The sequence below is a fragment of the Streptococcus sp. SGI.013 genome (assembly GCF_050315295.1).
Taxonomy (GTDB): domain Bacteria; phylum Bacillota; class Bacilli; order Lactobacillales; family Streptococcaceae; genus Streptococcus; species Streptococcus porcorum.
On sequence record NZ_JBNPOS010000005.1, the window covers coordinates 56942 to 69868 of the forward strand.

Here is a 12927-nt window from a genome sequence, read left to right on the forward strand (position 1 = left end):
AGATCTAACATCTCCAAAGAGTCTTTAGAATTCACTAACAATATTTATTTTGAGCACTAAAAAAGAGAAAATGATAAACATTTTCTCTTTTTTTGTAATGACGATATTATAGTCCTAGGTTGACCTATTCCTTAGCTGAAAGTGCAGCCATCGTAATGTAATTATATGGTTTATTAAAGTGTGGCAAGAAAAGAATATCAAGAAGAGCTAAACGCTCAATTGTGACTTGTTCTTGAATAGCCAAAGAGAACATATGCATTCCCATTGACACATCTTCTTTTGAAGCCATCTGTGCTCCTAAGACAACACGTGTATCCTTATCGTAAACAATACGGATCTTAACTTCATGATTGTCATGTTCCATGAATTCTGGTTTTTGAAGGTCAGAAAAATCTGTTGCAACAGCATTATAACCAAAGCGTTTAGCTTTTTCTAGCGTCAAACCTGTTGAAACCATCTTAAGATCATAAATAGAAATACCGTTTGAACCTTGAACACCAGCTGTCTCTACTTCTACACCACAAGCATTGTGAGCTGCAACAATAGCGGTACGAACAGCATTAGAAGCTAGTGCAATGTAGTTAGTATCTTGAAGGGCATTGTCATAAACAGTCGCACAGTCACCAATTGCATAAACATCAGGAAGATTTGTCTGACCTTTTTTATTAACCAAGAAAGCACCATTACGGAATAGATCAATCTTACCTGCACCAAGATCAGTATTAGGGCGGAAGCCTACAGCTAAAATAACCATATCCACATCAAAAGTTTCCTTATCTGTCACAAGGCGCTCCACTTTTCCATCACCTTCAACAGCTTGTACCGTTTGACCAAAGGCTAACTTAATACCATGTTCCTCAAGATTTTTATTCATTAAATCTGTAAATTCAGGATCATAGTAGCCACCCAGAGATGTTTCCGCAATATCAACCAAAGTAACTTCTTTGTCTAAACGTTGAAAGGCTTCTGCTAATTCCACACCGATATAACCTGCACCAACTACTGCAACACGTTTGATATCTGGGTTATTCAATTTTTCAATAACTTCTGCTGAGTTTTGATAGAGTTTCACAAATTGTAAATTTTCAAGTTTTGCTTTAAATTCGCGTGTTCCCTCTTGCAATTCAGCACCTTTGATCGGTGGAATAATAGGTGCTGATCCTGTAGCTAAAATTAACTTATCATAAGATTCAACATGTTTTTCACCATTTACAATTGCAGTAACTTCTTTCTTATCATAGTCAATAGATTCAACTGGTGACTCCATATAAACTTTAGCACCTGCAGCCTCTAATGTCTCCTTATTGGAATAGAATAAACCTTCTGGTCCTGAAATTTGTTTTCCAATCCAAAGTGCCATCCCACAACCTAAAAATGAGATATTTGAATTTTGGTCAAAAACGACTACTTCATTTTCTGCTCCATAATTATTTAAGATTGTATTAATAGCAGATGTACCTGCATGGTTCGCACCAACTACAACAATTTTAGACATACTAATTCCAACTTTCATTATTTATTACTCTAATATTATACCACATAGATAAAACGCTTACAAGATTTAAGCTCAGCATTTTCAGTATTTTTCATTTTGATGATAAAAAAACTCACTGCCAAAAAGTAACAGTGAGTAAAAAATTATTTTGATTTAATATAATTTACACCATTTGCTTTCGGACCTACAGCTTGACCGAAGAAGGCAGCAAGTACAATAATCGTTAATAAATAAGGCGCAATTTGCAAATAGTATGTTGGAATATTTGATAACAATGGCAATTGACTTCCGATAACAGCCAAACTTTGAGAAAGCCCAAAGAATAAACTAGATAGCATTGCTCCGATAGGATTCCATTTCCCAAAAATCATGGCTGCTAAAGCGATGAATCCTGGCCCTAAGATTGTCGTAACAGCAAAGTTAACGGAAATAGATTGAGCGTAAACTGCACCGCCGACTCCTCCTAAGAATCCTGAAATCATAATCCCAAAATACTTCATTTTATAAACATTAATCCCTAAAGTATCCGCTGCTTGAGGATGCTCTCCCACCGAACGAAGACGCAAACCAAATCTGGTATTATTTAATAGATAAGCCGCTAAAAAGGCAAATGCAATGGCAATATAAGCCATCAAGCTAGTATTTTTAAAAAATATATCTCCAATTACTGGTATATTTGATAAAATAGGGAAATCAAATTTTTTGAAAGCCTCTTGTATATTATCTGTTTGTCCCTTACCATAGATAACCTTCACAAGAAAAACAGATAGTGCTGGAGCCATCAAGTTCAATACAGTACCACTAACAATGTGATCAGCACGAAAATTAATGGTAGCAACAGCGTGTATCAAAGAAAATAGAAGACCAACACCACCACCAACTAATACTGCAAGCCAAGGAGTTAGTGAGCCTAATTGATCAGCAAATTCTAGGTTAAAGACAACACCTGAGAATGCTCCCATAACCATAATACCTTCTAGCCCCACATTTACCATACCAGAACGTTCTGAGAAAGTACCACCGATACTTGTAAAAATTAAAGGTGTCGCATAAATCAACATAGATGATACTAGAAGAGATAATATCGTCACAATATTCATTCTTATTTACCACCTTTCATTTCTTTTTTGGACTTTGGTTTTATGTAACGTTCGATTAAATAATGTGCACCTACAAAGAAAATGATGGAAGCTGTCACAACTTTAACAAGCTCAGGTGGAATGCCAGCGATATTCATACCTGGAGCACCTACGCTAAGGGTACCAAATAAGAAGGCTGAAAAAATAATTCCTATAGGTGAATTAGCTGCTAACAGACTAACTGCCATACCATCAAAACCAATTGTTAAAGAACTGGTTTGAACAAAGACATTTTCAAATGTTCCTAACCCTTCAACAACACCTCCAAGACCAGCTAGGGCACCTGAAATAATCATAGATAAAATAATCGTACGCTTAGATGACATCCCTGCATATTCACTTGCATGAGGATTCAAACCAACTGATCTAATTTCAAAACCAAGTGTTGTTTTATTAAGCAAATACCAGATAAAAACAACTGCAATCAAAGCAAAGAATATCCCAATGTTCATTCTAGAATGATTGGTTATAGCACTAAGCCATTCTGCCTGGTAAGTTGCATTATCAGAAACCTGAATACTAGAATCTACTGAGCGCATAATTTCTTTTGAAAATCCATTCTGAATGACTGCATTACCTAAATAAAGAATAATATAGTTCATCATAATGGTAACAATAACTTCACTTGTCCCTAAATAAGCTCGTAAAATTCCAGGAATGGCTCCTGCAACCCCACCAGCTATAGCAGCAATTAAAACTGTACACAATATCATAAATGGACGTGGCAAATCGGGGTTAGCCAAAGCAAACCATCCTGCAGCAATCCAACCTGCATATGCCTGACCAGATAAACCAATATTGAAGAAACCTGCTCGACTGGCTACTGTAAAACCTAAGGCGATTAGGATTAAAGGCGCCATAGCACGAAAAATTTCACCAATATTTTTTACATTTCCAAAAGCGGTTTGAAACAATCCTTCATATCCCCATATCGGATCATAACCAAAGATTAACATCACGACCGCACCTAAGATAATCCCTAATAGGACAGAAATCAATGGAACAGCAATTTGCTGAGTTCGTTTAGACATTAGTAGCCTCCTTTTCTAAAACGCCACCAGCCATCAAGATACCTAGTTCTTGTTTGTTAGTCTGATCAGGTAAAACCACACCTTGAATCTTACCATCATGAATAACTGCAATACGATCAGATAAATTTAAAATTTCATCAAGTTCAAAACTAACAACTAGGACTGCCTTGCCTCGATCTCTCTCTTCTATTAAGCGTTTATGGATATATTCAATCGCACCAACGTCTAAACCTCGAGTTGGCTGGCTAACGATTAATAGGTCTGGATCTCTATCAATTTCACGTGCAATAATCGCTTTTTGCTGATTTCCTCCGGAAAAACCTTTAGCAGGAACTAGCTCATTAGCACCACGAACATCAAACTCTTCCATTAATTTTCTAGCATACTCATTAATCTTTGGATAGTTCAAAATTCCTTTTTGGCTAAGAGGCTCTTTATAATAGGTTTGTAAGGCAATATTTTCTGCTAATGTCATTGGTAAAACCAAGCCGTCACGATGGCGATCTTCTGGAACATGACCTACATTCAATTCTGTAATTTGACGAGAAGAATACTTTGTAACTTCTTGTCCTTTGATAACAATTGACCCGCTTTTTACTTTTCGTAATCCTGTAATCGCTTGAATCAGCTCACTTTGACCATTTCCATCAATACCTGCGATACCAACAATCTCGCCTGCACGAACTTCCAATGACAGATCCTTAACAGCAGGTATCCCTCGGTTTTCATTAACGACTAAATCTTTAATAGATAAAATAACATCCTGTGGATTTGATGGTTTTTTCTCTGTTTTAAAGGACACTGAACGCCCAACCATCATTTCTGCCAGATCTTCAGACGTTGCTCCAGCTACGCTAACCGTTTCAATCGATTTACCTCTACGGATTACTGTCACACGATCAGCTACTGCTCGAATTTCATCTAATTTATGGGTAATCAATATAATTGATTTACCTTCTTTAATCAAATTCTTTAAGATCCCCATCAATTCTTGAATTTCTGAAGGGGTTAGGACAGCTGTTGGTTCATCAAATATTAAAATATCTGCCCCACGGTAAAGTGTTTTTAAAATCTCAACACGTTGTTGGGCACCAACTGAAATATCTGCAACCTTTGCTGAAGGATCTACTGCTAAACCATATTTTTCAGACAAATCGCTAATTTCTTGACTGGCTTTCTTTAAATCTAACAAGCCATTTTTTACTGTCTCATTACCTAAAATGATGTTCTCCGCTACTGTAAAAGCTTCTACCAACATAAAATGTTGGTGAACCATCCCAATACCTAGCTGAGATGATTTTGAAGGTGAATCAATTGTCACAACTTGCCCGTCAATAGCAATCTCACCACTAGTAGGCTGTAGGAGGCCTGCTAGCATATTCATCAAAGTTGACTTTCCTGCACCATTCTCACCAAGTAAGGCATGAATTTCACCTTTTCTGAGGTTAAGATTGATGTGGTCATTCGCCACAAAATCACCAAATTTTTTGGTAATCTCTCTCATTTCAATGACATTTTGTGTCATAATGGGTCTTCCTTTCAGAAAATCTTTTTAATATATCAGTAAAACCTACCTAAATTAGGTAAGCTTTACTGAGATATTATACATATCTCAGTCCTAAAAAAGCGACCGACTAGGTCGCTAATTTTAATTATTTTTCTGGAACTGTAATATCACCAGAGATAATTTTTTCTTTTGCTTCTTCGATTGCTTTTTTAGCATCATCAGAAAGATTAGTCATGGCAATATCAACTCCTGAATCTTTTAAACCATAAGTTGTTGTCTCACCACCTGGGAATTTACCATCTGCTGTATTGGTTGCAATCAATTGAAGTGACTTACCAACTTCTTTAATCGTTGATGCAAGAACAAAGTTAGATTCTTTTCCATCTTTTGAAGTATAGTTACCTTCGTCTTTTTGATCGCGGTCAACACCGATTACCCAAACTTTGTCAGATTCATTACGTGTTTCATTTTCTGCCTTAGCTTCATTGAAAACACCAGCTCCTGTCCCACCTGCTGCTTGGTAGATAACATCTGCTCCACCTGCATATTGTGCTGCAGCAATTGTTTTACCTTTGGCTGCATCTCCAAATGAACCTGCATAGTTTACAGTTACTTTAATGGATGAATCAACAGATTTAACACCAGCTTCGAAACCTTTTTCAAAACGTTTGATAACTTCACCTTCCATACCACCGATGAAGCCAACATTCTTAGTTTTTGTTGTTTTTGCAGCAGCGATACCAGCAAGATAAGCAGCCTCGTTATCAGCGAATGTTACACTTGCAACATTGTCCATGTCAGCGATTGTATCATCAATGATCACATAATTAGTATCTGGGTTTGTTTCAGCAGCTTTTTGAATAGAGTCATGAAGTGCAAAACCGATACCAAAAATAAGGTTATAGCCACTAGCAGTCGCAGAATCTAAATTGGTAGCATAGTCTGATTCACTAGCTGATTGGAAATAATCATAGCCATTACCTTTTGAAAGACCATTTTCTTTCCCCCATGCTTGAAGCCCTTCCCAAGCTGATTGGTTAAATGACTTGTCATCAACACCACCTGTATCAGTTACCATAGCGACCTTGAGATCAGTCTTGGCATCACTATTTGAACTAGAGCTACGATTAGAACATGCAGCTAAACCTAAAACTGCAACTGAAGCTAGACCAATACCAATAAGTTTCTTGTTCATTAAATTGAACCCTCCTAAAAAACTTTTGCAACGTTTGTTGCGTGTGTTAAAACCAAATGGTTATAAGTAATAACATCATCCACAAACTAATCCAAGTCTGTAAACGAATATGGAAGTAAATCCCCGACCGTCGTCACGACCGTCTGCCCATTTTTAGCAATAAGCGTTACTTTTGCTTCCGGTTGAAAAAATTCAACCATAACTTGTCGACAAGCACCACATGGTGAAATTGGCTCTTTTGTTTCACCATAAATTGCAATCTCTTTTAAATCTCTATATCCTTCTGAAACAGCCTTGAAAATAGCTGTTCGTTCACCACAGTTCGTTAAACCAAAGCTAGCATTTTCAATGTTACAACCTTGAAACACCTGTCCATCTTTAGTTTTTAGGGCCGCTCCAATAGGAAACTTAGAATAAGGAACATAGGCATGCTGGCTAGCTTGAATGGCTAAATTTACTAATTGGTTAGTATCCACCATCTGAAACTTGTCCTTCCATAATAGCAATCCCAGCAGAAGTTCCTATACGGTTTGCACCAGCTTTGATGAAGTTCAAAGCATCTTCTCTCGTACGCGCACCACCAGCTGCTTTTACACCTACTGCTTCACCGACAACTTGACGCATTAGCTTAACATCATTGATAGTCGCACCTCCTGTTGAAAAACCTGTAGAAGTTTTAACAAAATCAGCTCCAGCTCTCACACTAGCTTGACAAGCTGCAACCTTCTCCTCCTCAGATAATAAACAAGCTTCAATAATAACTTTAACAAGTTTATCACCACTAGCTTCAACAACAGTTTTAATGTCTTCTTCTACATACTGGAGATTTCCTGATTTCAGCTCACCAATATTGATCACCATATCTACTTCGTCTGCACCATTAGAGACGACCTGCTTTGTTTCAAATGCTTTTACCTCTGATAAGGTTGCTCCTAGAGGAAAACCAATTACTGTACAAACTTTTACGTCACTATCTCGTAATTCCTCACGAGCCAATTTTACCCAAGTAGGATTGACACAGACACTGGCAAAGTTATATTGCTTTGCTTGAGCAATTAATTCTAAAATCTGCTCTTTTGTAGCATCTTGCTTTAATAGTGTATGGTCAATATACTTATTCAAGTCCATGATGACCTTCTTTCTAATTGATTATTTTCAGAATTTCTTTCTGAATAATCCTCTCACTACCTATTCTAACATTTTTTTTGAATTCTGTAAGCAGATTTTCAGTAATTTTTTGATTTGAGTAAATTTTTGCAAGGGTATCACCTTTTTTAATCTCATCCCCGACTTTTTTATCAAAAACAATACCGCTTTCATAATCCAAAGCATCTGTCTTGATTGCTCTACCTGCCCCTAATTTCATTGCAAATAAACCAAACTCTAAAGCTGGAAGAGCAGACACATATCCATCTTGTTCTGCTTTGACTTCGACTACATATTTGACTTGGACTGGTCGATATAAATCGATTATATCTCCCCCTTGCGCCTGAATCATTGCCTCAAATTTTTCTAGCGCCTCACCATTAGTCAACTTTTCTCTAATTTCAACTAGTGATTTTTGCACTCCTGCTAATTCCAACATCATTTGCGCTAGTTCACAAATAAAATCTGTGATATCAGAACGCCCCTCACCCTTCATGATGTCAATAGCTTCCAGAACCTCTAAACGATTCCCAATAGCTCTTCCTAGTGGCTGGCTCATATTAGTAATGACTGCAACTGTCTGACGTCCAACTTCTTTTCCTAAGGAAACCATTGTTTCAGAAAGTTGAATAGCTTCTTCCTCAGTTTTCATAAAAGCACCGTCACCAACTGTCACATCTAATAAAATGGCGTCTGCACCTGCTGCTATTTTTTTACTCATTACTGAACTGGCAATCAAAGGAATACTATCTACCGTCGCCGTCACATCTCTAAGAGCATAAAGTTGCTTATCTGCCTTGACCATTCGATCAGACTGTCCTATTACAGACAACCCTATTTCTTGAACTTGCTGGATAAACTCTGTCTTAGTTCGTTCAATCTGATAACCTTTGATGGACTCCAATTTATCTAAAGTCCCACCTGTATGTCCCAGCCCTCTACCACTCATCTTCGCAACAGGGACACCGAAACTAGCTACAAGAGGGGCTAAGATTAATGTCACCTTATCACCTACACCACCAGTAGAGTGTTTATCAGTCTTGATACCATTGATAGCTGACAAGTCCATCTGCTCACCAGTTCCAACCATAGCCATAGTGAGGTCTCTCGTCTCTCTCATAGACATTCCTTTAAAATAAATCGCCATCGCTAAGGCTGACATTTGATAATCCGGTACACTACCTGCAACATAACCACTGACTAGCCAATGAATTTCTTCGGTCGATAATTCAAGACCATCACGTTTTTTTTGGATTAAATCTACTGCTCTCATATTCTCTCACTTCTAAGGATGTAATATCCCTTGTCTTTTTTGACAGTCTCTACATTTCCAAAAACTTCTGCCATCTTAGCTTTGGCACTCGGTGCTCCTTGTTTTTTTTGAATGACAATTGTCAAAGTGCCCCCAACTACTAGATGGTTAATGCTTTCTGATATAATGCGGTGGACAATTTCTTTTCCAGCCCTAATAGGAGGGTTACTAATAATATAATCAAATCCCCCCTCAACATTATCGTAAACACTTGATTGAAAAATGTTTGCTGACACATGGTTTTTTTCAGCATTTTTTTTCGCTAAATCTAAAGCTCTATGGTTTATGTCCACCATCGTTACATCTAATCCTTTAGTTTTTGCCAAAGCAATCCCTAGCGGACCATAACCACAACCGACATCTAATAACCGCCCTCCTTCTTCGACCTCTAAAGCATTTAGAAGAACTTGACTTCCGTAATCAATCATTTTTTTGCTAAAAACGCCAGAATCTGTAAAAAAAGTAAACCAATCACCTAAAAGATTAACTCTTAACTCATGAATATCATGTGCTGCATCTGGGTTTTCTGCGTAATACATTTTTGACATATTTTTTCCTATCATCTTTTAGAACTTTTGCTTATTCATTATAGCATACTTTTTCTTCGATGAAAATGGTTACAAATTAGAAGCAAACATGTTATAATCCTCTAGATAGGAGTTTTCTATAATGTATGATTTAACAAACTTTAAACAAATTTCACGTCAAAAATGGCAAGGTCTTGGTCACTTAAGCACTCCTCCTCTTTCACAAGATGAATTAGATTCTATCAAAAGTTTAAATGATAAAATTAGCATTCAAGACGTCACAGATATTTATCTCCCCTTGATCAATTTGATTGATATTTATAAGCATTCATCTGATCACTTAGACTTTTCAAAAAGCCTCTTTCTTCAAAATAAACCTGAAAAACGCCCTTTCATCATCGGGGTATCTGGCAGTGTAGCAGTCGGAAAATCTACAACCAGTCGTTTGCTACAGCTTCTTTTAACACGAACCTATAAAAATAGCAAGGTTGAGCTGATGACAACGGATGGCTTCTTATTCCCTAATGAAAAGTTAAAAAAAGAGCAACTGCTTCAAAAAAAAGGATTTCCTGAAAGCTATGATATGCCTGCGCTAGTTAAAATGATCGAGGCCATAAAAGATGGAAAAGATTATGACATTCCGATTTATTCACATGAAATTTATGATATTATTCCAAATCAACTCCAACATATCACTTCTCCCGATTTTCTTATCATTGAAGGAATAAATGTTTTCCAAAATCCTCAAAATGATCACCTTTATATCAATGGCTATTTTGATTTTTCAATCTACATTGATGCAGATGAAAAACATATTGAGAAATGGTATCTAGAACGATTTGAAAGTTTACTCTCACTAGCTAAGCAAAATCCCAACAATTACTATAATAGATTCAATAACCTTCCACGATCTGAGTCTCTAGCTATCGCCAAAAGCACATGGAAAAATATTAATCTGATTAACCTCAGAGACTATATTAAACCTACGCGAAATCGCGCTGATCTCATTTTACACAAGGATCCTCATCATAAAATAGACAAAATTTACCTTAAAAAGTGATTTAGGCTTGTCAAAACCAATTTTTTCCTATATAATGAGATAGTTAGTATGAGATGGAGGTGAAAACATTGGCAAATATTAAATCAGCTATCAAACGTGCTGAACTTAACGTTAAACAAAACGAAAAGAACTCAGCTCAAAAATCAGCTATGCGTACTGCAATCAAAGCATTTGAAGCAAATCCAACTGAAGAGCTTTTCCGTGCTGCTAGCTCAGCTATCGATAAAGCAGAAACAAAAGGTTTGATTCACAAAAACAAAGCTGGTCGTGATAAAGCACGTCTTTCAGCAAAAATTGCTAAATAAAAAGGCTTTTTTTATCTAAAAGTCATATGGAGAAGATTAATTCAGTCTTCTCTTTTTTGCTTTCTAAACAGATGTTACCATATAAAAATGACTCTATGATTTCTAAGAGATCTCTCTCAAAGTAATCATAGAGTCATTTTATTATAGTTTTACTTCAAAAATAGTTCCTTTAGGTCGATTGTCTTTAACGTGAATACTTCCTTTTAAAGAATCGACTATTTGTTTAGCCAAAGACAAACCTAAACCAAAACCTCCTTTTTGTCTTGTTCTAGCCTTATCAACACGATAGAATCGGTCAAAAATTTGCTTTTTATCCTCATCTGAAATCCCAAAACCATTATCACTGATAGTCAAATAGATATTTTTATCCGTACTTCTCACCTTAAAATCAATGATCCCTGAATCTTCCGTGTATTTAATAGCATTATCAAATAATATGGTCATCAATTGTTTTAATAACGTTTTATCGGTTTTAAATGACCTTGTCACTTGATTTTGATAGGTAAAAATTTTATCGTTTTCTTCAGCGATTAAAGTATAATTTTCAAAAACATCATCAAAGAAACTAGGTTGTACTTCTGTTAGCTCTGGTTTTATACCATCATCACGTCTAGCTAAGTTCAAGAGATTTGTTGTTAAAATTCTCATATTTCTCACTTCATCTAGACTTGCTGCTATGTTTTCTGATTGTTCTAAAACAGTAGCATTCGGTTGCCTAAACAAGCTTTCTAATCTATTTTGTAGAACAGCTAACGGTGTACGCAATTCATGACTAGCGTTTTCGACAAAAGATTTTTGCTTTTCATAGTTGGCTAGAATAGGCCTCATACTCCATCGTGCAAGATAAACACTAGCACCAACTGAAAGAAACCAGAAAATAATCATCACGCTAACAATAATCGTAGAATAGCGTGCTGTCGATTCCTCGATTTGAGTCACATTGACGGCTACTGTTGCATATTTTAGTTCGGTATAAGTTGAACTTTCTACTTTTACTGTAACCAGATGGAAAGATTCTGAGTAGCCCAAGTCATTTTTAGGGCTATCTGAATAGACACTGTTTAAATTTTTAGTTTTCAACTTCAAATTACTTAACGTAGATAAACTAGCAATGTTATTAAGGATATTCCCATCTTTATCATAAAGAATAAAGGTGGTATTAGCTGCTAATTTTTCCGTTGGCACAGCTTCTATCATCGGATGATCTGAATTATCATCTGTTGCTTGAGTATCCTCTCCTCCTGGATTACCTGGCATCTCCATTACCCATGTAACATACTGGTCAATCTCTCTTGCGGTCCGTATCAATTTATTATCTACTGAAGAATAAAGCCCTACCCGCATAACTTGTAAGATGATAACCGTCATTACAATAAAAATACCTGTAAATACGGTAAAGAATTGAAGGAAAAAAGAAAAATTTTCTGTTTTGGATTTTTTTCTTAATTTACTCAGCATCTTTTAAAATATACCCTACACTGCGTAATGTCTGCATATTGTTTACAAAAGCAGTTCCTTTTAATTTTTTACGTATTTTAGATACATAAACCTCTACCACTGATAATGTGGTATCACTATCAAAGCCCCAGATACGATCAAAAATCTGAGTTTTGGGTAAAATAACATTCTGATTCTGAAGGAAATAAACAAGTAAATCAAATTCTTTCCCTAATAATTCAACTTCTAAACCATTAACAGTAGTGGTGTTAGTAGAGGTGTTAACACTAATTTCCCCGTAAGTTAAGGTGTTATCGTTTAATTTTCCTGAACGCTTTAATAATGCTTGAATACGCATTTTCAACTCTTCCAAATAAAATGGCTTAGTGAGGTAATCATCTGCACCTAATTCAAACCCATGACCTTTATCATCCAAGCTTTCTTTAGCTGTCATAATTAAAACAGGTGTTGTCACTCCCTTATCACGAAGCTCTTTCAAAACTTGAAAACCATCTTTTTCAGGAAGCATTAAATCCAATAAGATAAGATCATAGACACCACTTTCTGCCTCATATAGTCCTTCATCACCATCAAAGACTTGCATAACATCTGCAAAATCATCCAAGAAATCAAAAACAGAATTTGACAAACCTAGATCATCTTCAACCAATAAAATTTTAATCATCGCCCTTCTCCTTCTTGTTCCATTATAACATGGATTAACTAGCACTTTTACTTTTATCTATTCTTTTTACTCAGTTTAAAAACTTATT

The 12927-nt window shown here is 36.2% G+C and carries 13 protein-coding genes; 2 read left to right on the forward strand and 11 right to left on the reverse strand.

Features of this window, described 5'->3' with window-relative positions:
• Window positions 1–124: 124 nt before the first annotated feature.
• The 9 genes from nox to ACQRDX_RS02330 form a co-directional block, all read right to left on the reverse strand.
• The gene (nox, locus tag ACQRDX_RS02290) at window positions 125–1495 is read right to left on the reverse strand and encodes a H2O-forming NADH oxidase (RefSeq protein WP_427894047.1); all 1371 of its coding nucleotides are present in this window, start codon (window positions 1493–1495) and stop codon (window positions 125–127) included.
• A gap of 143 nt (window positions 1496–1638) precedes the next feature.
• Window positions 1639–2595, reverse strand: coding sequence for an ABC transporter permease (locus ACQRDX_RS02295; protein ID WP_427894049.1), 957 nt, complete (start codon window positions 2593–2595; stop codon window positions 1639–1641).
• A gap of 2 nt (window positions 2596–2597) precedes the next feature.
• Window positions 2598–3665: an ABC transporter permease gene (locus ACQRDX_RS02300; protein WP_354369893.1), complete on the reverse strand. Its 1068-nt coding sequence runs from the start codon at window positions 3663–3665 to the stop codon at window positions 2598–2600.
• Window positions 3658–5190 carry an ABC transporter ATP-binding protein gene (locus ACQRDX_RS02305; RefSeq protein WP_427894052.1) on the reverse strand — a complete coding sequence of 511 codons (1533 nt, stop codon included), beginning with the start codon at window positions 5188–5190 and terminating at the stop codon, window positions 3658–3660. Before ACQRDX_RS02305 ends, ACQRDX_RS02300 begins: the two co-directional genes overlap by 8 nt.
• A gap of 127 nt (window positions 5191–5317) precedes the next feature.
• Entirely contained in the window at window positions 5318–6367 is a 1050-nt protein-coding gene (locus ACQRDX_RS02310; RefSeq protein WP_354369871.1) for a BMP family lipoprotein, read from the reverse strand.
• A gap of 86 nt (window positions 6368–6453) precedes the next feature.
• Window positions 6454–6846: a cytidine deaminase gene (locus ACQRDX_RS02315; protein ID WP_427894054.1), complete on the reverse strand. Its 393-nt coding sequence runs from the start codon at window positions 6844–6846 to the stop codon at window positions 6454–6456.
• The gene (deoC, locus tag ACQRDX_RS02320; protein ID WP_427894056.1) at window positions 6833–7495 is read right to left on the reverse strand and encodes a deoxyribose-phosphate aldolase; all 663 of its coding nucleotides are present in this window, start codon (window positions 7493–7495) and stop codon (window positions 6833–6835) included. The genes ACQRDX_RS02315 and deoC overlap by 14 nt, the downstream gene beginning before the upstream one ends.
• Before the next feature lie 13 nt (window positions 7496–7508).
• Window positions 7509–8786, reverse strand: a complete 1278-nt coding sequence (locus ACQRDX_RS02325) for a pyrimidine-nucleoside phosphorylase (RefSeq protein ID WP_427894058.1) — start codon at window positions 8784–8786, stop codon at window positions 7509–7511.
• Entirely contained in the window at window positions 8783–9373 is a 591-nt protein-coding gene (locus tag ACQRDX_RS02330) for a class I SAM-dependent methyltransferase (protein WP_427894061.1), read from the reverse strand. The genes ACQRDX_RS02325 and ACQRDX_RS02330 overlap by 4 nt, the downstream gene beginning before the upstream one ends.
• A 118-nt stretch (window positions 9374–9491) precedes the next feature.
• Here ACQRDX_RS02330 and coaA point away from each other — a divergent pair, with 118 nt between their 5' ends.
• Entirely contained in the window at window positions 9492–10412 is a 921-nt protein-coding gene (gene coaA, locus ACQRDX_RS02335) for a type I pantothenate kinase (protein ID WP_427894108.1), read from the forward strand.
• 68 nt (window positions 10413–10480) lie between these two features.
• A complete protein-coding gene (gene rpsT, locus ACQRDX_RS02340) occupies window positions 10481–10717 on the forward strand; it encodes a 30S ribosomal protein S20 (protein WP_354369876.1) in 237 nt (78 codons plus the stop codon).
• Window positions 10718–10858: 141 nt separating this feature from the next.
• On the opposite strand, the gene ACQRDX_RS02345 is transcribed toward rpsT, so the two are convergent.
• Together ACQRDX_RS02345 and ACQRDX_RS02350 are read right to left on the reverse strand one after the other, a co-directional pair.
• On the reverse strand, window positions 10859–12175 hold the full coding sequence (locus tag ACQRDX_RS02345; RefSeq protein ID WP_427894064.1) for a sensor histidine kinase: 1317 nt from the start codon (window positions 12173–12175) through the stop codon (window positions 10859–10861).
• A complete protein-coding gene (locus ACQRDX_RS02350; RefSeq protein ID WP_427894066.1) occupies window positions 12165–12839 on the reverse strand; it encodes a response regulator transcription factor in 675 nt (224 codons plus the stop codon). The genes ACQRDX_RS02345 and ACQRDX_RS02350 overlap by 11 nt, the downstream gene beginning before the upstream one ends.
• Window positions 12840–12927: the final 88 nt, after the last annotated feature.

Excerpts from the sequence above, each read along its gene's own strand:
- ACQRDX_RS02345 (WP_427894064.1), bottom strand. The coding sequence starts at position 12,175 with ATGCTGAGTAAATTAAGAAAAAAATCCAAAACAGAAAATTTTTCTTTT.
- nox (WP_427894047.1), bottom strand. The coding sequence starts at position 1,495 with ATGTCTAAAATTGTTGTAGTTGGTGCGAACCATGCAGGTACATCTGCT.
- ACQRDX_RS02295 (WP_427894049.1), bottom strand. The coding sequence starts at position 2,595 with ATGAATATTGTGACGATATTATCTCTTCTAGTATCATCTATGTTGATT.
- ACQRDX_RS02350 (WP_427894066.1), bottom strand. The coding sequence starts at position 12,839 with ATGATTAAAATTTTATTGGTTGAAGATGATCTAGGTTTGTCAAATTCT.
- ACQRDX_RS02310 (WP_354369871.1), bottom strand. The coding sequence starts at position 6,367 with ATGAACAAGAAACTTATTGGTATTGGTCTAGCTTCAGTTGCAGTTTTA.
- ACQRDX_RS02300 (WP_354369893.1), bottom strand. The coding sequence starts at position 3,665 with ATGTCTAAACGAACTCAGCAAATTGCTGTTCCATTGATTTCTGTCCTA.
- ACQRDX_RS02330 (WP_427894061.1), bottom strand. The coding sequence starts at position 9,373 with ATGTCAAAAATGTATTACGCAGAAAACCCAGATGCAGCACATGATATT.
- deoC (WP_427894056.1), bottom strand. The coding sequence starts at position 7,495 with ATGGACTTGAATAAGTATATTGACCATACACTATTAAAGCAAGATGCT.
- ACQRDX_RS02325 (WP_427894058.1), bottom strand. The coding sequence starts at position 8,786 with ATGAGAGCAGTAGATTTAATCCAAAAAAAACGTGATGGTCTTGAATTA.
- ACQRDX_RS02315 (WP_427894054.1), bottom strand. The coding sequence starts at position 6,846 with ATGGTGGATACTAACCAATTAGTAAATTTAGCCATTCAAGCTAGCCAG.
- ACQRDX_RS02305 (WP_427894052.1), bottom strand. The coding sequence starts at position 5,190 with ATGACACAAAATGTCATTGAAATGAGAGAGATTACCAAAAAATTTGGT.